The 18,981-nt window shown below is 48.4% G+C and carries 20 protein-coding genes, 1 tRNA gene and 2 pseudogenes; 15 read left to right on the forward strand and 8 right to left on the reverse strand.

Annotation, left to right across the window (positions count from 1 at the left end; translation table 11 throughout):
* The first annotated feature begins 238 nt into the window (after positions 1 to 238).
* From QEN31_RS16690 to QEN31_RS16715, 6 genes and pseudogenes are all read left to right on the forward strand, one after another.
* Positions 239 to 601: a GtrA family protein gene (locus QEN31_RS16690; RefSeq protein ID WP_000915523.1), complete on the forward strand. Its 363-nt coding sequence runs from the start codon at positions 239 to 241 to the stop codon at positions 599 to 601.
* Positions 598 to 1,524: a glycosyltransferase family 2 protein gene (locus tag QEN31_RS16695; protein WP_000703614.1), complete on the forward strand. Its 927-nt coding sequence runs from the start codon at positions 598 to 600 to the stop codon at positions 1,522 to 1,524. The genes QEN31_RS16690 and QEN31_RS16695 overlap by 4 nt, the downstream gene beginning before the upstream one ends.
* The gene (gene gtrC1 / locus QEN31_RS16700) at positions 1,505 to 3,157 is read left to right on the forward strand and encodes a putative glucosyltransferase GtrC1 (protein ID WP_010988978.1); all 1,653 of its coding nucleotides are present in this window, start codon (positions 1,505 to 1,507) and stop codon (positions 3,155 to 3,157) included. The genes QEN31_RS16695 and gtrC1 overlap by 20 nt, the downstream gene beginning before the upstream one ends.
* A 386-nt stretch (positions 3,158 to 3,543) precedes the next feature.
* A complete protein-coding gene (locus QEN31_RS16705) occupies positions 3,544 to 3,762 on the forward strand; it encodes an IS3 family transposase (protein WP_001541675.1) in 219 nt (72 codons plus the stop codon).
* Positions 3,763 to 3,796: 34 nt separating this feature from the next.
* Positions 3,797 to 4,211 (forward strand): annotated as a pseudogene (locus QEN31_RS16710) (IS3 family transposase); the annotation flags it as partial.
* Positions 4,180 to 4,305: pseudogene (locus QEN31_RS16715) on the forward strand (integrase); the annotation flags it as partial. The pseudogenes QEN31_RS16710 and QEN31_RS16715, both read left to right, overlap by 32 nt.
* Positions 4,306 to 4,326: 21 nt before the next feature.
* Here QEN31_RS16715 and QEN31_RS16720 read toward each other — a convergent pair.
* Positions 4,327 to 4,403, reverse strand: a tRNA-Arg gene (locus QEN31_RS16720).
* A gap of 254 nt (positions 4,404 to 4,657) precedes the next feature.
* On the opposite strand from QEN31_RS16720, the gene fimW reads away from it, so the two are divergent.
* From fimW to fimZ, 4 genes are all read left to right on the forward strand, one after another.
* On the forward strand, positions 4,658 to 5,254 hold the full coding sequence (gene fimW, locus QEN31_RS16725; RefSeq protein ID WP_000948629.1) for a fimbria biosynthesis transcriptional regulator FimW: 597 nt from the start codon (positions 4,658 to 4,660) through the stop codon (positions 5,252 to 5,254).
* 161 nt (positions 5,255 to 5,415) lie between these two features.
* Positions 5,416 to 5,727 carry a hypothetical protein gene (locus QEN31_RS16730; protein ID WP_000226501.1) on the forward strand — a complete coding sequence of 104 codons (312 nt, stop codon included), beginning with the start codon at positions 5,416 to 5,418 and terminating at the stop codon, positions 5,725 to 5,727.
* A gap of 18 nt (positions 5,728 to 5,745) precedes the next feature.
* Positions 5,746 to 6,468 carry a fimbria biosynthesis regulator FimY gene (gene fimY / locus QEN31_RS16735; protein ID WP_001258123.1) on the forward strand — a complete coding sequence of 241 codons (723 nt, stop codon included), beginning with the start codon at positions 5,746 to 5,748 and terminating at the stop codon, positions 6,466 to 6,468.
* 603 nt (positions 6,469 to 7,071) lie between these two features.
* Positions 7,072 to 7,704 carry a fimbria biosynthesis transcriptional regulator FimZ gene (gene fimZ / locus QEN31_RS16740; protein ID WP_000801273.1) on the forward strand — a complete coding sequence of 211 codons (633 nt, stop codon included), beginning with the start codon at positions 7,072 to 7,074 and terminating at the stop codon, positions 7,702 to 7,704.
* 45 nt (positions 7,705 to 7,749) lie between these two features.
* Here the strand turns inward: fimZ and sfmF are convergent, their stop codons facing one another.
* The 6 genes from sfmF to fimA all read right to left on the reverse strand — a co-directional run bounded on the left by sfmF (position 7,750) and on the right by fimA (position 13,845).
* Complete coding sequence (sfmF, locus tag QEN31_RS16745; RefSeq protein WP_000577507.1) at positions 7,750 to 8,268, reverse strand: fimbria assembly protein; 519 nt, start codon at positions 8,266 to 8,268, stop codon at positions 7,750 to 7,752.
* Positions 8,269 to 8,277: 9 nt separating this feature from the next.
* A complete protein-coding gene (gene fimH / locus QEN31_RS16750; protein ID WP_000708662.1) occupies positions 8,278 to 9,285 on the reverse strand; it encodes a type 1 fimbria D-mannose specific adhesin FimH in 1,008 nt (335 codons plus the stop codon).
* A gap of 14 nt (positions 9,286 to 9,299) precedes the next feature.
* A complete protein-coding gene (locus tag QEN31_RS16755) occupies positions 9,300 to 11,912 on the reverse strand; it encodes a fimbrial biogenesis usher protein (RefSeq protein WP_000754233.1) in 2,613 nt (870 codons plus the stop codon).
* A gap of 30 nt (positions 11,913 to 11,942) precedes the next feature.
* The gene (fimC, locus tag QEN31_RS16760) at positions 11,943 to 12,635 is read right to left on the reverse strand and encodes a type 1 fimbria chaperone FimC (RefSeq protein WP_000935025.1); all 693 of its coding nucleotides are present in this window, start codon (positions 12,633 to 12,635) and stop codon (positions 11,943 to 11,945) included.
* A 43-nt stretch (positions 12,636 to 12,678) separates the two neighbouring features.
* Positions 12,679 to 13,212, reverse strand: a complete 534-nt coding sequence (fimI, locus tag QEN31_RS16765; protein WP_000619606.1) for a type 1 fimbrial protein subunit FimI — start codon at positions 13,210 to 13,212, stop codon at positions 12,679 to 12,681.
* Positions 13,213 to 13,287: 75 nt separating this feature from the next.
* The gene (gene fimA, locus QEN31_RS16770; RefSeq protein ID WP_000681030.1) at positions 13,288 to 13,845 is read right to left on the reverse strand and encodes a type 1 fimbrial protein subunit FimA; all 558 of its coding nucleotides are present in this window, start codon (positions 13,843 to 13,845) and stop codon (positions 13,288 to 13,290) included.
* Between the two features lie 546 nt (positions 13,846 to 14,391).
* Between fimA and folD the strand changes: the two genes are divergently transcribed.
* From folD to QEN31_RS16795, 5 genes are all read left to right on the forward strand, one after another.
* Entirely contained in the window at positions 14,392 to 15,258 is an 867-nt protein-coding gene (folD, locus tag QEN31_RS16775; RefSeq protein ID WP_000729165.1) for a bifunctional methylenetetrahydrofolate dehydrogenase/methenyltetrahydrofolate cyclohydrolase FolD, read from the forward strand.
* Position 15,259: 1 nt separating this feature from the next.
* Positions 15,260 to 15,472, forward strand: a complete 213-nt coding sequence (gene ybcJ / locus QEN31_RS16780) for a ribosome-associated protein YbcJ (RefSeq protein WP_000190278.1) — start codon at positions 15,260 to 15,262, stop codon at positions 15,470 to 15,472.
* Between the two features lie 127 nt (positions 15,473 to 15,599).
* Positions 15,600 to 16,145, forward strand: coding sequence for a metal-dependent hydrolase (locus tag QEN31_RS16785; RefSeq protein WP_001143507.1), 546 nt, complete (start codon positions 15,600 to 15,602; stop codon positions 16,143 to 16,145).
* Positions 16,138 to 16,575: an STM0539 family protein gene (locus QEN31_RS16790; RefSeq protein WP_001038580.1), complete on the forward strand. Its 438-nt coding sequence runs from the start codon at positions 16,138 to 16,140 to the stop codon at positions 16,573 to 16,575. Before QEN31_RS16785 ends, QEN31_RS16790 begins: the two co-directional genes overlap by 8 nt.
* Positions 16,572 to 17,396 (forward strand): DUF2145 domain-containing protein, encoded by an 825-nt coding sequence (locus QEN31_RS16795; RefSeq protein ID WP_021000030.1) that lies wholly within the window; start codon positions 16,572 to 16,574, stop codon positions 17,394 to 17,396. The genes QEN31_RS16790 and QEN31_RS16795 overlap by 4 nt, the downstream gene beginning before the upstream one ends.
* A 43-nt stretch (positions 17,397 to 17,439) precedes the next feature.
* On the opposite strand, the gene cysS is transcribed toward QEN31_RS16795, so the two are convergent.
* Positions 17,440 to 18,825, reverse strand: a complete 1,386-nt coding sequence (gene cysS / locus QEN31_RS16800; RefSeq protein WP_021000029.1) for a cysteine--tRNA ligase — start codon at positions 18,823 to 18,825, stop codon at positions 17,440 to 17,442.
* Positions 18,826 to 18,981 lie beyond the last annotated feature (156 nt).

Genomic DNA, 18,981 nt, shown 5'->3' on the forward strand with positions numbered 1-18,981 from the left:
ACTCGCCCCATCTTCGAAAAACATGCAAAGCCTTGCAAGCCGATGCAAAGCTTTGTGTGTCCCGTTTTTGTCCCAAACTACTTAGCAATCAGTAGCCCCAATTGATCGGTAACAACGATCAATTAATAAGATAACAATAACTTTAAACTATTGAATACCACATTATTGATCGTTTATATCGATCAAAGCAATTTGTAGTGCTACACTCCAGACCTTTCCGAATCCGCTGATTTTCATAATGTTGAAGTTATTCGCTAAGTACACATCGATCGGTGTTCTTAACACGCTTATTCATTGGGGCGTATTTGCTTTTTGTGTGTATGGGATGCATACGCATCAGGCGTTGGCGAACTTTTCCGGTTTTGTTATCGCCGTATCGTTCAGCTTCTATGCCAATGCGCGCTTCACCTTTAACGCCAGCACCACCACGCTTCGCTACATGATGTACGTGGGATTTATGGGAACACTGAGCGCCGTTGTTGGCTGGATGGCTGACAAATGTTCCCTGCCGCCACTCCTTACTCTTGTCACCTTTTCAGCTATCAGCCTGATATGCGGATTCATTTATTCAAAGTTCATTGTCTTTAGGGATGCGAAATGAAAATCTCGTTAGTCGTTCCGGTCTTCAATGAAGAAGCCACGATACCTATTTTCTATAAAACGGTTCGCGAGTTTGAAGAGCTAAAACCGTATGAAGTTGAGATTGTTTTCATCAACGATGGAAGCAAAGATGCGACTGAATCAATAATTAACAAAATAGCTGCATCTGATCCGCTCGTTATTCCGCTTTCGTTTACGCGAAACTTCGGTAAAGAACCTGCTCTTTTCGCGGGTCTCGACCATGCAACCGGGGATGCGGTCATTCCTATTGATGTCGATTTACAAGATCCGATAGAAGTAATCCCCCATCTCATTGAGAAGTGGCAGGCTGGCGCGGATATGGTGCTGGCTAAGCGCTCAGACCGCTCAACTGACGGGCGCATGAAGCGTAAGACAGCTGAATGGTTTTATAAGCTGCATAATAAAATCAGCAATCCGAAAATTGAAGAGAACGTTGGCGACTTTCGGTTAATGAGTCGTGAGGTTGTCGAAAATATTAAACAGATGCCAGAACGTAATCTGTTTATGAAAGGCGTTCTGTCATGGGTGGGCGGCAAGACTGATGTAGTTGAATACGCCCGCGCTGAGCGTGTTGCCGGCGATTCAAAATTCAATGGCTGGAAATTATGGAATCTGGCGCTGGAAGGAATAACTTCTTTCTCAACATTTCCGCTCCGCATATGGACTTACATTGGATTGTTTATTGCAGGTATGTCATTCCTTTACGGTGCATGGATGATTATTGATAAATTAATATTTGGAAATAATGTTCCTGGCTACCCGTCTCTTCTTGTTTCTGTACTTTTTCTGGGTGGCGTTCAATTGATAGGAATAGGTATTCTTGGGGAATATATTGGCAGGATTTACATAGAAACAAAAAAAAGGCCTAAGTACATAATTAAGAATGAGAAGAAAAATGGTTAACAATAGATTAAAAATGGTAATCGCTATCCTTATAGTTTTCTCGTTGGTGTATTCAATAGGATTTATCACACCAATGAACTCTGATGACTATACTTATGCCCTAAGAGAGCTTTCGCTTTCTAGCGTAAAAATGCACTATTTGGGATGGAGCGGAAGGGTTGTGTCAGATACGATCAGCACATCTCTATTAAAGTTTTTCTCCCCGCATATTTACAATGCAATAAACTCAGCAGCGCTAACATTAATGGTGTTGTGCTGGACAATGATCCCAGCTACATTAACAAAGTCGTCACCGTCCCCATATGTGATGATTTTCTTATTTTTCTTATACTTCGTTGCAAATCCAGCCCTCGGTCAAACTAACTTCTGGCTTGTTGGGTCAGCAAATTACTTATGGACCAACATGTTCATTGCCATTTATATACTAATTTCTATATATTTAAGCAATGGTAAAAAATCCAATTTAATACTCTTTGTATATGCCATATCATCGATATTTGCAGGTTGCTCAAATGAAAATACATCTCTTGTAGTTGTATTAATTTCTGTAGCATATTTCTTTATAATGAATAGAAATAAATATTTACTGATTGGCGTATTCGGATCTGCAATAGGCGCGGGGGTTCTCCTGCTGGCTCCGGGAAACCTATCCCGTGCGTCTACAATACAAGACTGGTACAATCAACCACTTGCATGGAGGGTTCTTGAGCACTTTTCAGAAAGGCTGCCATCAGCAATGGGGGCATATTGGCAGGTCTATATTGCATTTATAATACTACTAATCTCTGTAGTGTTATCAAGGAATAGTAGCAGCAAACTTATGTTTGGAAGCTTTTTATTCATGCTGGGTGCAATTGCTGCAAATGTTGCGTTCCTTGCATCTCCTGCAATGCCCAGCAGGGCTCTCAATGGAGCACTCTGCTTTATGATTCTTTCGATTTCCTTTGTTGCTCATTCTGCATTTACGAAATTTAACAAGGCTTCCATTTATTTATCTGTTACTACATATGCAATGGCTTTTTTATATTTCATCCCATCATACATCCTCTATTACTCATCAATTAAATCAATAAGCAAACAAACGGAGATTAGGGAAGAAATAATAGACAGGGCGAAACATAACAAACAAGATCAAGCGATAATTCCTGATTATTACTTTCCACCGGTACTGCATGCAGGCCCAAGTCTTGATACGTTTAACAGTGAAGCAATGTCTAGATACTACGGGATTGATTTGAAAATAACTGCTCCAGGATTTTTCGACTATTCACGAGCCTTTAATTTCAAGCCTCTTAATATTAACGCAAAAATATGTAACAACGTTTATATAAAATCATTATGGATATATAAACAGCAAATGGGCATTAAAACCTTTGTAATATTTGAGTTTAATAAAAATCCTGCTGATTCTCTTGATGAGAATACAGCGATGTTCATTAGCTTTAAAACAAAGGATGGAAAAATTATAAATGCAGATGTCGACAAGAAGACATTCCAAATAGACGGAAGATGGCTTTCCGGGCGGGCGATTAACGGCATAGATTCAAATGAATTAGAATCAATTACATCTGGGACATGGGACGTTAGAACAGGGGCGAGGACAAATGAGAATATTACGGAAATAATTAAATAACATTCATGTATAATTAATGTTCCCCGCCACCAATGGGTAACGGGCGGCGGGGATTCCTACATATCGTATGTCACAAATGCCCCATCAGGTTTCTTAGCAAGAAGTCGCAATGCACCATCAGTCCCAAAAAAGAACCCAACGGAGCCATAGTGCATTAATCCAGACTCCGGCAACTGACCAATACACGCAAGGATACGCATGTGCCCAAAGCCCATCCGGTTCAACTCCACCACAGATGCAGGAACACCGTCTTTTAGTGCGGATAAACTGCCCCCTACTGGTTTCACTACCGGGTAAAGGAACCTGACAATCTGCGGTCAATGTGAATCGCCACAGGTTTAACAGACACCTCAGAGCCATTTAAGATGACTTAAAGAGAGGTGCCTATGAGCGGTAAACGTTATCCCGAAGAGTTTAAAATTGAAGCGGTAAGACAGGTCGTTGAGCGTGGCCATTCTGTTTCCAGCGCCGCAACACATCTCGATATTACTACCCACAGTCTTTACGCCAGGATAAAGAAGTACGGGTCGAACTCCTCCACCAATAAAGAAATAAAGAGCAGTCAGATGATCAGACCGGAATCCGCCGACTCCCGAAAGAGTTGAAGCGGGTTACTGACGAGCGGGACATATAAAAAAAAGCCGCAATAGATTCAATTGGTCACTGCAACCATGAATGACAAAAGATAGAGTCCTGAATGCGCTTCTGATGGCCGTGTGGCGACGTAATCACCCGCTATGAATGGCAGTCGCTCCTGAAACCGCACGGACTGGAGAGCAGAATGAGCCGTCGTGGCAACTGTCATGACAATGCGGTTGCAGAAAGCTTTTTCCAGCTACTGAAGCGTGAACGGATAAAGGAAAAGATCTACGGAACGAGAGACGAAGCCAGAAGCGATATTTTTGATTACATAGAAATGTTTTATAACAGTAGACGCCGGCATGGTTCGAGCGAGCAGATGCCACCGGCTGAATATGAAAACCTATATCATCAACGACTCAGAAGTGTCCAGGTTATCCGTGGTGATTCACAGATATGCTCACCTTGCACCTAATCATTTAACGGAACACGCGAGGAAAATAGACGACATTTTTGGTGATGATGTCCCAAATATGTCCCATATGGAAAATAAGGAGGAAATAAAGAAGCGTAACACGTTGATTTATAAGTGGCGCGCCCTGCAGGATTCGAACCTGCGACCCACGGCTTAGAAGGCCGTTGCTCTATCCAACTGAGCTAAGGGCGCCTTGTGAAGTGAAGACTTCGTGTAGACGAAACGCGAGAATTATACGGTCAGGCACTCCTGAGTCAATGGCTTTTGTTCTGGTTGCTGACTAAGTGTACGAATATCGTCTTTTCTGGCGCAATGCCAGGTTCCAGGAAATCGCCTGGACACATCTCAGCACGCATAAAGTGGGAATTAAGGCCGCCAGTATTTAGAAAATCAATCAGTTTCTTTAATATTTCACCATGATTCACCTGCCGTGTAGGATATTTTTTATGCTGAGTATCGCTATTAAGGAACAAAACAGTCACTTTGAGCATGGTTTGAAAATCATCATGACGCGTCTGGCGAATCAATGGCAGCAGAAAATTGACTTTCTGCCGCCAGAAGAGATAGATAATGCCGATATCGCTTTCCTGGCCCTGGATGATGATTGGTTCAGCGCAGGCTGTTACCAGATACCTATGCATACCCAACATCAGCTACGGGTGATTATTTGTAATAAATGCGATAAAGAAAAGCTCATGTTCAGACCATGTCTGTATATGCTGCCGCATATTTATCGGGAAGATGATGTTGAAGAAATTACCCGGAAAATGATATTGATCTTACATAAACGAGCGCTTCGACATAGCGTCCCTTCTGGCATTTGTCACTACTGCACGACTCGTCATTTTTCAGTAACAGAACGTCACCTGTTAAAACTGATCGCCAGCGGTTATCATTTAAGCGAAACGGCCGCTTTACTTTCACTTTCTGAAGAGCAGACAAAGTCACTCCGCCGGAGCATTATGCGAAAATTACATGTTAAAACGGAGCAGCAGTTTTTAAAGTATATTAGAGTTAACCTTCATTTCTTACTCAGTAAGTAAACCCACTTAACTTTTTACAAGGCTTACGAAATATCTCACCAATAATTAAGTAACGATACCTACAGGCATTTTTTTAACGCTGCCACAATGATGCCCATAATATCCTGATAGATTCAGGGGTCGAAAATATATGGCTGCATCATAAATGCCTGGAGGAGTGTTTGGTGGCACAGGGTACTTTATTAAAGGAAAGGATAAATCCCCCACACCTGGCGTCTTCGCCAACACGTCATTCATATCTCAACAGCAGATTGTTAAAATCTGAGCCAATCGTTAATCTCTCAACTGCGCAATTAATCGGCTATGAGGTCCTGACGCAACTTCCGTCAAAACATGATAGCGAAGTTTTTTTTCAGCAGTTAATGCTGATGGAAGGCATTGAAACATCAGAGCAACGAAGCATTGCTTTTTACGCTGGTGCAACGATGGAACAAGGTTATTTATGGCCAGCCATATTACCAGATATATATTAGAGCAATGGAAAAAGCAGGATGCGCAGCGTACCACGCAGGGAAAGACACCGCCGTTTAAGAAATGCTAAAGACTGCGCCTGCCGTTATCACTCTCCAACGCCGCAGATATTTGATCGCCTTGAGTTACTGAACCAACAGCTCAATTATGCCTTGCCGGTTGGTATCATTTCTCAGGCAATAATTACAACTGACAACTACCTCGGCTATTCGCTGAGTCACTACTTATTTTCCGGAAAACGTACCGCTGCATTCCGCTCATTAGATGACATTTCTTTGTGGATTGAAAAGGGGTCGCTCAGACAACTGATTGTAGATATGGAGACGCTACCTGTCTCCTGTATTGAGGCGCTTAACCAGCTACGCGCGCTCAGTTGGCAACAAAGCGATATCCAGTTTTACCTGCTGGTATCAGATAAAACCCCCGCTATAGCTCAGTTTATCCGTATGGCTGGGCGTTTTTTTGTCCTGTCGCGACGACAAAATCTGGCCTCTGTACGCGAAGCCTTGTTATCAGCCGCCGAACCTCGCTTATCGGAAAGCTTTAGCCGTACTGACTGGTTGATGATTGAAACTTTAGCGCAAGGTGCCTCTTTAAAAGAAATAGCACGTCAGCAAAGCGTACCTTATCATCGTGTAGTTTACCGGCTTAAACAACTTATCACCCTCCTTAACCTTCCCCACAGGCAAAGCTTTCTTCGGCTGCTCCAGCAGCTAAACGTTACTTTCCACGATATTTTTTAACGGAGTAACGTTTTGGTGAATAAGATTTTTTAAGAAATTACTTATTTTCACTTCCATTAAATGTAAATATTTCACATAAAATTAATATTTACAACTCGTCCTGGTAAGCGATAAAAATTTTTTTCTTACATCGCCCCCTGTCCCTCCTCGTTTTTTGAGGTCTCCAGCGTCAACATCTTTCTGTTATTACATAACAAATACTAAACAATTAGTCTTTCATATTATTTTTATACTTAAAAACAACAGTTTAAACTACTCAATGTCAACTCTAAAGAAAATAGCTCCACCACGAACAAATTTTCTATAACGCCACAGAACATCCTACCCGCTATCCATAATTCGCATTTCGCAAGACTTTTCCGAGAAATCAGACCAGGTATAATCCATATTGTTTTTACTTAATCAGAAATTTCTTTTTTGTTGGTGCGAAATGGATATTCCACATATTTATTACTCTTACGCAAAATAGCCAGTCAACAGGGAGGTCTCATTCTTTATTATTGCTCCACTGTGTGGTGCGTAGACCTGGCTATTTCACAATCTTTAAGGTGTCTGACGCTTATTCTAAAACGAAGGACGCATAACAGTCTGAGGCATACAACAATGAAACCTGCATCTGTTATCATTATGGACGAACACCCTATTGTAAGAATGTCGATCGAAGTTTTACTCGGTAAAAATAGCAATATTCAGGTTGTCCTGAAAACGGATGATAGCCGAACAGCGATAGAGTATCTGCGCACTTATCCTGTTGACCTTGTCATTCTGGATATTGAATTACCGGGCACCGACGGCTTTACCTTACTTAAACGAATCAAATCTATCCAGGAACATACCCGGATACTTTTTTTATCGTCGAAATCAGAGGCTTTTTATGCCGGAAGAGCAATAAGAGCGGGCGCAAACGGATTTGTAAGTAAACGCAAAGACCTCAATGATATTTATAATGCGGTAAAAATGATTTTATCCGGCTATTCTTTTTTCCCATCTGAGACGCTTAATTTCATCAGTAATACCCGTACCCCCAAAGGTGGGCACCATGATATGCCACTATCTAACCGCGAAGTTACCGTGCTGCGCTATCTGGCCAATGGAATGTCTAACAAAGAAATTGCCGAGCAACTTTTATTGAGTAACAAGACTATCAGCGCGCATAAGGCCAATATATTTTCTAAACTTGGCCTTCACTCTATCGTTGAGCTTATCGATTACGCCAAATCACACGAATTATTGTAAATGTACTCCCGGCGAATTATCGTTCGGGAGCCACAATAACGGACACTAATTGTAATTGATCAGGAAGGTCGCATCCGCGTTAGCAAGTCCGGGCTGCACGCCATCGGCTAAGGCGATATAGTTCGCATAGAATTTCAGGGTAGCATTGCCGTTGTTGTCAATATCGACGGCCTTGCTGGCCTGTTCAAGCGGCAATCGACGTTGATCGCCATCGCGAATTTCAATCGCCAGTTTTTGCGCCATTGCCGTATCAGCAAGCGCCAGTAATGCCGTGCCGGGCGCTGGCGTCCCGGAAAACGTTATAGACGCCGACCCCGGCGGGCAGCCTTCAAGTTTTAGGCTAAAGGCTACCGGTTGCGTGGCGTCACCGGCGGCGTGAAGCTGTTTTGTCGGCCAGGTGCCGAGGTTAACCGATTTGTTACTGTCGCCCGCCACCACGGCGCAGGTAAAATCCACCACGTTACCGCGCAGTTCAATATTCACTTCGCCCAGAGATGAGTTGGCCTGACTCAGCGGGCTGAACAAAACACAACCGATAGCGATGAAAACGCGCCGAAAGATCATTATGCCTCCTTAATCATAATCGACTCGTAGATAGCCGCGCGCAGTAAACGGCCCTTCCGCCGGTTTATTCCCCGTCACGCTGATCGGCCAGGCGCGAATACCTACGCGAGCGGCGGCGTTATCATCAAGATGAAACGGAATTTTACTCGACAAATTATTGGGTGTGAGCGGCGTACCGTTGCTATTAGCAACCACAAAGCCTAAATCCGGATTATCGGACACCATCGCCTGCCCTGAGGCCTTTTCGGCTTCAAGCCGCATAGATAAATAGGCCTGCGCCGCGACGTTGGTACATTTAATAGCGATAGTTTTCGTTTGCGGCGTGACGCCTTGCGGACGATTACCCGCCCCCGCCTGACTAAATAACGACGCGCCGATATCGCCGAAATCAAACTCCACGACCTGTCCGGCATTCACTTCACAGTTTTGCGGTACTTCCACTTTGCCGCTGTAGCTAATGGTATACACCGGCGTGCTCAACGCGTCGCCGGTAGAGGTCGTCACATAGACAGTAAACATTGTCTGGCGAGGGATCGTCACCATATTAATAAAAGGCCGTATCACTTTTAATTTAAAAACCAGCTTTGAGTCCTGCACGCCAAACGGCTTTTGCTGCGACACGTTAGAGTCGACGCCCATGCGAATATAGTTACGGGGCGGATAAAATACGCCAGCGACACTATCGGTGATGCTCATCGCGCCCAGAAGGTAGTCATTCAGTTTGAGGTATTTAAAATTTCCTTCGGTGCTTCGTACCGGTAATTCTGATACATAGCTTCGGTAGGTATAATTTACCGTTGTCCCCGCCGGGCACGTCGCGTTTACGCCGACCCAACCTGATTTTTCCGGCAGCGTAACCACCTGTCCCGGCTGATTATTGCCGCTGGTGAAAACATCTGACAGGTCGTAAAAGATATCGGTCGCCGTCCCGTTTGAATTGCGGCAAACCGTCGCCAGCGCGGGATGTGTGAAAAAGAGCGCGGTCCCCGCCAGCAATAGCGCTGAGTATATTTTCATCTCTATTTTTCCTTTTATGACGCCGGACGGATACAGGTTGCGCTGGCTATCGTAATCGCCTGCTTCAGGCTATCCTCCGCCAGGGCGTAAGGGGCGATACAACGCGCGTTTTTCCCCTCTCCCCACTGGATGAACAGTTCACCTTTTAGCGGCAAGCCGCTCAGATAAATTTGTCCGTCATCGCCGACCATACTGGTAATGCCGCTGGCGGTTTCTCGTACTATCGCGCCAAACGGTAACGGACGTCCGCCAAGCCTCGCGGTAATGATTGCCCTTACGCCTATCCGCGTATCAAAAGCGGCCCTCACCAGCGCGCCCTCTGTCGGCACCACGCTGCTGACGTTATTTTCGACATCGGTATGGTTGTCCATCGTGTTGGTATCTAACGCGACGCGGTTATAGCGATATACCGTGGCGTAGGGCATTACCGCATAGCCCCGCCAGTCCGTTTTCACGCCGGTCTGGTTTTCGATGCGCACGCCTTTCGCTCCCGGCGCTTTAATCAAGACATTGGTATCGCCCAACGGTTGGCTAAACGTAATACCATCCGCATGACCGACCACGCCGCCGGAAAGTTGCCAGTTATAGTCATGCTGATCGCGATCGTAGTTATATCCCACGCCCAGCGTGCCATACGTCGCCTGCCAGCTAGCGCTGGCGCTGCCGCTATAACCATTGCTACTGCTACGCCCTTGCGTCACGCTGTAGCTCAGATTACGTCCTTCCAGAAGCGTGCCGCCCACGCCGGTCTGCCAGCTATTGTCGCCGTCGCGGTTGCGGTTGGCGTTAAACGTGGCATAAGTACGATCAAGAATAGTGTCGCGCGCATAACGCCGTCCGGTCAGAACGCTAAACGGAACGGACATATTGAATGCCAGAATGCGGTCGGCGCCTGAGCTCCCCACCGACTCGCTCCACGACCATGACAGCGAATAACTTATGCCTTGCCATCCACTGGCGTATCCCAGTTGATACCAGGTATTGGTATCCGCCGTATTCCAGTAATTTTGTTGACTGCCGGAAAGATACAGTGACCCGTAATCCCCCAGATTTTGCGAAATATTGACCTGAAAGCGGCCTTTTTTGCTGTAGCGGAGATTGTGGTAGCTCTGCGCCACCGGCACTTTATGGCGGCGTCCGTCGCTATCGTATTCGTAGTCGTACCCTTCCATACTGCGATATGCCACATCATCCAGGGTGTAAAATCCGCGCGTGGAATAGCGGTAACCCAGCAATTGAAAATTAGTCCCGTAATTATTCAGCGATTTGGCGTACAGAAAACGCAACGATTGCCCCTGATGGGTGCTGTCATCTGCCAGTTGGCTACGCGCATGTGTGACATCAACCGACACGGCTCCCCAGTCGCCCAAATTTCGCCCCGCCCCGACCACCACGGCACGGTAACGATCGGCAAGTTGCGTACCGCCGTAAGCCGTCAGCCCCGCAGGCAGGCCGGCAATCACCGTTCCCTGGAAAAAGAATGGCGAAGACTGCTGACTATTGCCGCTGCGAAAATCCCCGGCCACCAGGTCATACTTCACCCTGCCCTCACGCTGCAATAGCGGAACGGTAGAGTAAGGCACCGTGTAACGTTGTTGGCTACCGTCTTTTTCATCTACCGTCACCTCAAGGTCGCCGCTGGAAGAGGTAGGATTAAGATCGGTAATCGCAAACGCGCCCGGCGACACATAGCTTTGGTAGATAACATACCCGTTCTGTCGTATCGTCAGCTTTGCCGCCGTCCGGGCGATTCCTCTAACCGTGGGGGCGTAGCCCTGCAGGCTATCGGGATACATATTGTCAGAAGAGTACAGCCGCGCTCCGCGAAAGCCGACGCTGTCGAAAACATCGTTCCCGGTATTGCTGTCCCCCATGACCAGTTCGCTTTTTAGCGGAATGATGGCGCGCTGTACCCAGGTGCCAATGTTGTTCCAGCGTTGCGAATGATAGCCGTCCCCTTTCGAATAGTTCCAGGCTCCGTTATTACGCAACCGCCAGGGGCCATAGTTCAAGCCACTCAGCAGACTCAAAAAATAGCTATCGCTGTCTGTTCCGCGGCTACCGGTAAAACTGTAATTAATGAGTGCGGCGGGTATCCCTTCATCCCACTCTTCCGGCGGGATATAGCCACGCGCGCTGTTGAGCAATGACGCCTGCGGCAAGCTAATGTTTAAGCGCATCGACGCGAAATCGAACGCGACCTCCGCGCCCGGGATTTTCTCAGGAAGGTGAATACACGTGGTATCGACGCCTTTATCTGAGACAGGGAACGCCGCGGTATTCACGCCCAGCCGTTTAATCCACTCCGGTGTAAAACAAGGCATCAGGCCGCCGGATTTATCGCCGGTGCCCACGGCGCCCGCCTCAAAACGAATATCCTGCGTCGCTACGAATTCGTCGTTACGCCAGATATCCACCCGGTAAATACCGGGAGGCTGATGATTACCTTTTTCAAAGCGAGATAAATCCGCCACGGACGCGGTATCCGCCGACAAAAACGCAGGGTTGAAATAACTTTCGCCGCGGCTCGTCAGCGGACACAGCGCCGCCAGCACCGACAGCGCCACGCTGCTTAACGGTGATACATAGCCGGGAAATCGCCCTGCAAACCAGGTTGTCTTCTTCATCGTGTTCTCGTGTGGCTTCACGCTCTCTGCTTAACCGAGACTGGCCGTTGTCGCCGACGTCAATGCGCCGTAATCATTGACGGACTGAAATGTCACGTTGCCCTGCGCGCCAGTCGGTAAGGGAATTTGCATGTCGCTTTTTGGCGCGATCATCACGTTATCAATCTTTTTCGCGCCCACGCTGATATTGACCAGCGTGAGGTAATAAGCAGATGGGTTGGTTATCTTGAGATGGTTGCCGACACGGGAAAATTTCAGCAAGGTCGGCGCGTCTTCCGGCGTCTGCGGCAAATTCGCCGGACGCACGAACAGTTTGATGCGCGACAGAATCGCCAGTTGCAGAACGTTTTTTCCTTCAATATGACTTTTATCGACCGACGGGATGGCTTTCACGTTCATCCAGAATAACGACTCCCGATCCCCGGGTAGCGGTTGCCCGGCGTAGATAATACGCAGCGTGTTTTCACTTTTGGGCTCGCTGACGAATAAAGGCGGCGTAACGATAAACGTTTTTTCTTTCTGCCCAGCGTTATTTTCGATCCATGAATTGACGAGGTAACGTTCTTGAGTATCGCTATTACTGATTGCCAGAGAAGTCTGCTTCGCCGCCGAGGGATAAATAACGCGCGTGGCGCCTAATGCAATCCCCCCCGCCGCCTGTACGTTCAGCGAAGTAAATAACGTGAGAAGAACAATAAAGCCTACTTTTATACTATTCAGCATGGTAAAAAATACCTTTTGCATTGAGTCACGTCGGCAAGAAAATTCATGGGTAAACCAGCGTAAACCACACTTCTGAATGAATTCGTCCCGGCGTCATATTTTCTGAAATTGCCCGATAGCGGGCAGTAAAATGCAAAGTCATTTCTGACGTTAAAATGGGCGTGTAATGAAGCGGTAACGTGTTAGGTATGATTTGCCGCTGCTGGTCATCAAATAATGCCAGGCCGATTCCGGCATTACCGATACCCTCGCCGCTGGCCAGAAAAACATGGGGATCTTCCGCAGGCGTAACGCCGGCAAACGCAATGCCGACATGACGCCAGACCTCCGCGCTACAGGAGATTAACCGTAACGAAAATGGAACGCTGACGGGAGCGAAGCTGCCAGGACCGGTAAACGCATTCGTGCGGTACTGTCCCATCAATACGCGCAAATTCTGGCTTTCTGTGGCGACAGCGCAGCCGCCATTGACCAGTTGTCCGCGCAGGTGAACACGCCCGCTCTCCACCATTACCGGCTGCGCAATGACGGGCGACATCAAAACAAGCCCCGCTAGCGCCGCGCCTTTCCTTATCATCTGCTATGTTCTCTATTTATCCCCGATAGCCTCTTCCGTTGAGGCGCCTCCCTTCCCTGGCGTTCCCTGACGGGATTATTCGTATTTCATGATAAAGGTGGCGTCGGCATTAGCCTGGCCTGGCGTCGTGGCGGCGGCGGTTGCCTTATAGCGTGCGGTAAAACGCAGCGTATTGGTGCCTTCAACCAGCGACTGCTTCGCCGAGAAGGTCGCGCCGTCCGGCTTCAACGGTGAAGAGGTATTATCAAGAATCTCAATCCCGACGCCGGTTGCGGTAGTGCTATTGTCCGCAGAGGAGACAGCCAGCAAATTAGGGTTGGTGTTATCTGCCTGACCAGAGAAAGCCACGGCAGCGTTGGCCGCCACTTTCGGATCGCAGTCATTCAGGACGATGGAGAAAGGCACCTGCGCAGTCGTATTACCAATCGCCGTAAAGCTGGCGGTACGGTATTGACCCAGCGTCACCGTTTGATCGGCGGATTTAGTGCTGACGGCACAGGCTGCATTAACCAGTTTACCTTCGAAATGAATAGTACCGCCACTCACGCTCACCGGAGTAGGATCAGCCGCAACCGCTGCGCCAGCGACAAACATCAGACTCGCAATAGTAGAGGTCATTAATTTATGTTTCATGGATTTCCCTTGAATTACACACACCCGGTTTCGGCATCCTGTCGGCTCCGTTTGAATTATTATCGACATAGCATGTCAGAAAAGTTATCTCTGCATCCTGTAAAGATAGATATCGCAGATTAATTAGTTTTCTGTTTCTCCCCTGAGTATCAGACGCAGTAATTAATCTTTGCGAATATGACATTTCGTCACGGTAATAAATTAAACATTTCGCTAAATAAAAAATAGCCGCAAACTCTTTTAATGACCTAAGCTAATTCTTATTGGGATATAAGAAGGGTCTAATCTTATTTTGTATAAAATGTCGCATTATGCCGCCCGATGCTATTAACGACGAGGGATTACGGTAACCATAGCCAGGGTGATGAATTGTTTCTTTTTGGTTAATCATGGCGCGCTTACGGGCCACGTCTCAGTATCGTCAACAGACGGGGGAGACGTCGCGTTTGCATCGGAAACACAAACGTTAACTGACAGCGAGGCCCGCTTCTGACAAAATAGCGTCATCCCCTTTGACTTGAAGTAACAGATGGAATCTTCTCTCTGATGGCAGCAAAGATTATTGACGGTAAAACGATTGCGCAGCAGGTGCGATCTGAGGTTGCTCAAAAAGTTCAGGCACGCGTCGCAGCAGGTCTTCGCGCTCCCGGCCTGGCTGTGGTGTTGGTCGGCAGCAATCCGGCCTCACAGATTTATGTCGCAAGCAAACGTAAAGCGTGCGACGAAGTGGGGTTCGTCTCCCGCTCCTATGACCTGCCAGAAACCACCAGCGAAGCCGAACTGCTGGCGCTTATCGATACTCTGAATGCAGATAACACGATTGACGGTATTCTGGTGCAGTTGCCTTTACCGGCAGGTATCGACAACGTTAAAGTGCTGGAGCGTATCGCGCCAGATAAAGACGTAGACGGTTTCCATCCTTATAATGTCGGTCGTCTGTGTCAGCGTGCGCCACGCCTGCGTCCCTGTACGCCCCGCGGTATTGTGACGCTGCTTGAGCGTTACAATATTGATACCTACGGCCTGAATGCGGTGGTCATTGGCGCGTCCAATATCGTTGGACGCCCAATGAGCATGGAGCTGTTGCTGGCTGGCTGTACGACTACCGTTACGCACCGCTTTACCAAAGATCTGCGTCACCATGTCGAGCATGCTGATTTGCTCATTGTCGCCGTAGGTAAACCGGGCTTTATTCCCGGCGAATGGATTAAAGAAGGCGCAATTGTGATTGATGTCGGTATTAACCGTCTGGAAAATGGCAAGGTCGTTGGCGACGTCGTGTTTGACGAAGCCGCGGCGCGCGCGTCATACATCACGCCAGTACCGGGCGGCGTCGGCCCGATGACGGTCGCCACGCTTATCGAAAACACGCTGCAGGCGTGCATTGAATATCACGATCCACAAGGAAAATAATATGGCGACATTCTCTTTAGGCAAGCACCCGCACGTCGAGCTGTGCGATCTGCTCAAGCTGGAAGGCTGGAGCGAAAGCGGCGCGCAGGCGAAAATCGCCATTGCCGACGGGTTGGTGAAGGTTGATGGCGCGGTTGAAACGCGTAAACGCTGCAAAATTGTCGCCGGGCAAACCGTTAGCTTTGAAGGCCAAAGTGTGAACGTCGTGGCCTGATACAGAGTGCCGGATAGCGACGCAAAGCGTCTTATCCGGCCTGATTACGCTGTCTTTTCAGATAATCATCCACTTAATCCTCTGCGTTCCAACTGCTAGCATGGCTATTTCCCTGTGAACGATCGCTATGCCTACCGTTATCACCCACGCCGCCGTTCCCCTGTGTTTTGGCGCAGGCTTAGGCCTGAAAGTTATCCCTCCTCGCCTGCTGTTTGCCGGTGTTGTGCTGGCGATGCTCCCCGATGCCGACGTGCTGGCCTTTAAATTTGGCGTCGCCTACGGCAACGTATTTGGCCATCGCGGATTTACCCACTCTTTACTTTTCGCATTCGTCCTCCCCCTGTTGTGCGTACTCGCGGGACGACGATGGTTTCGAGCTGGGCAGGTGCGCTGCTGGCTGTTTTTAACCGTTTCATTGTTGTCGCACAGCCTGCTGGATTCGATAACCACGGGTGGTAAAGGCGTCGGATGGCTGTGGCCGTGGTCAGATGAACGTTTTTTTGCGCCCTGGCAGGTGATTAAAGTCGCGCCGTTCGCGCTTTCAAGCTACATCACGCCGTATGGACATCAGGTCATTCTCTCAGAATTGCTGTGGGTGTGGTTGCCGGGAAGTATTTTAGTGTTATTTCTATGGGTACTTAAAACGCATATTAAAAGGAATCAATATGAATAAAATGACATTCGCCGCCGCGGTCGTCTGTTTCTCATTTTCCCACGCCAGCTATAGCGAAGAAATGTCTGCCACTGGATGGTATGCGGCATCGTCTGCGGTTGTCAGCGTGGGCAGTTCCGCACTGGTTAGCGGAATTATACTCTCCCCCGTACTGCTGCCGCTCAACCTGAGTATTGGATCTGTTGTCGAAAATAAAAAGCAAAAAACCGCGCTGTTAACCACTAAGTCCCCCGATAACAAAGACATTAAAATGCAAGTTCCGCTACATGTCGTCAAAGAAGGCAACCTCAAAGCAGGTGATAAAGTCACTCTGGAAAAAACGCAGGAAGGCACCGGCGCTTATTTGAAAAAAGAGGGCAAAGTCCTTGCCCATATGGTAAATCAGGACGACGCAGGACTTTCCAGCAACCAGACGGTACCGGCCAAATGAAGCGATTCGCGTTTGCCCTGTGGCTCAGCGCAATCTCGCTCAACGCTTATGCAGACAGTGCTAACTGTCACCAAAAAGCAAACACGCCGGAGAACATCGCAGCGACAATGGATCAGGCGCTACAGCTCAAACAACAGCTTAACAGTCAACCCGATCCGGTCGTCATTCTGGTTCGCCAGGGGCAAGATATGTCGAGCCGACATTTAACCTGGTCACATGCTGGCTATGCCATGCGCCAGCCAAACGGAGACTGGCGGGTTTACCATAATCTGAATACTTGCGGAACCGCTGAATCAGCGCTCTATATACAAGGTCTGTATGAGTTTCTGGCTGATGACCTGGTGAATCAGAGCATTGCCGTTTTGCGCCCGCGTTCAGATATCGCGACGGCATTACAAACGCTCTTACATAGCGCTATCAAACTCAATCTCTTCCACAGTCCCCGCTATAACCTAATTGCGTGGCCTTTTTCCGGCCCTTATCAGAATTCGAATGGCTGGCTTCTCGAAGTGTTTGCGCGAGCAAACGATGCGCAGGTTTGGTCACGTAATGATGCCCGCCGCTGGTTGCAGCTTCAGGGTTATCAACCCTCTATCGTTAGTGCTGGCACTTTTGAACGATTAGGCGCAAAACTGTTCACCCCTAACGTTTTCACCGACGATCAGCCAGCAGAATTGCTGCGAAAAGGAGATGTGGGGCTAAACAGCGGCGACAGCGTCATCCGCTTTATTGCCCATTACAGCCGGGCAATACCCGGGTGTGAACATCAGAATCTGGGGGAGTCGGTGTGTGTTTATCTTTCGCCCGGTGCGAAAAAATAAAAAACAGGCCGTTCTATGCAAATAGAGCGGCCTGTAAAAGCGCTTACTTACGCCGCCAGGTGGTGCCCTGCGGGCCATCTTCCAGAATAATACCCATTTCAGTGAGACGATCGCGCGCCGCGTCCGCCGCCGCCCAGTCTTTCGCTTTACGGGCATCCAGACGCTGTTGAATCAAGGCTTCAATTTCCGCAACTTCACCGTCATCCGCCTGCGCGCCGCTTTGCAGGAAAACATCCGGCTCCTGCTCCAGCAGTCCCAGCACGCCGGAAATCTTCCGCAGATGAGACGCCATCGCATTCGCGGCGGTCATATTTTCGCCCTTCAGACGGTTGACTTCACGCGCCATATCAAACAGGACGGAGTAGGCTTCCGGCGTATTGAAATCGTCATTCATCGCCTCCACGAAACGCGCTTCAAACGCCTCGCCGCCCGCCGGGGCCGCTGATTTATCCGTTCCACGCAATGCGGTGTATAACCGCTCCAGCGAGGCGCGCGCCTGCTTGAGGTTCTCTTCGCTGTAGTTCAGTTGGCTACGGTAATGCCCGGACATCAGGAAGTAGCGCACGGTTTCCGCATCGTAGTATTTCAGCACGTCGCGCACGGTAAAGAAGTTGCCCAGCGATTTGGACATCTTCTCGCGATCCACCATCACCATACCGGAGTGCATCCAGTAGTTGACGTATTCGCCGTCATGCGCGCAGGTAGACTGGGCAATCTCGTTTTCATGGTGCGGGAACATCAGATCGGAACCGCCGCCGTGAATATCAAAATGGTTGCCCAACTGCTTGCAGTTCATCGCCGAACATTCAATGTGCCAGCCCGGACGCCCTTCGCCCCACGGCGACGGCCAGCTCGGCTCGCCCTCTTTCGACATTTTCCACAGCACGAAGTCCATCGGGTTACGCTTCACGTCAACGACATCTACGCGCGCGCCCGCCTGAAGCTGCTCAAGATCCTGACGGGAAAGCTGCCCATAAGTCGGATCGGTCGGTACATCGAACATCACATCGCCGTTATCCGCCACATAGGCGTGCCCTTTCTCGATTAAGGTGCGGGTGAGCTCGATAATTTCCTGAATATGGTGCGTCGCACGCGGCTCGCTGTCCGGACGCAGAATATTCAGCGCGTCGAAGTCCTGATGCATTTCCGCAATCATTCTGTCGACCAGCGCGACAAAACTTTCGCCGTTTTCATTGGCGCGTTTAATAATTTTATCGTCGATATCGGTAATGTTACGCACATACTTCAGCTTATAACCGAGAAAACGCAAATAGCGCGCGACAACGTCAAAAGCGACAAACGTGCGTCCGTGACCAATGTGGCAGAGATCGTAAACGGTGATACCACACACGTACATGCCGACTTCCCCGGCATGAATGGGTTTGAATTCCTCTTTTTGGCGCGTCAGTGTATTAAAAATTTTTAACATCGAAGATTCCGTATAGACGTGTGTGGGTAATAATCTCCGTATGATACATATTATTCGTAATCGAAGCAGCACACTTTGCAAGGTGATCGCAGCTTACGGTTATGCTATAACAAGCCCCTATATGTGCCCCATTGCGGGCTAAAGCACCACTCTCTT

Origin of the sequence: Salmonella sp. SA15303 (assembly GCF_029962125.1) — a bacterium.
GTDB classification, from domain to species: Bacteria; Pseudomonadota; Gammaproteobacteria; order Enterobacterales; family Enterobacteriaceae; genus Salmonella; species Salmonella enterica.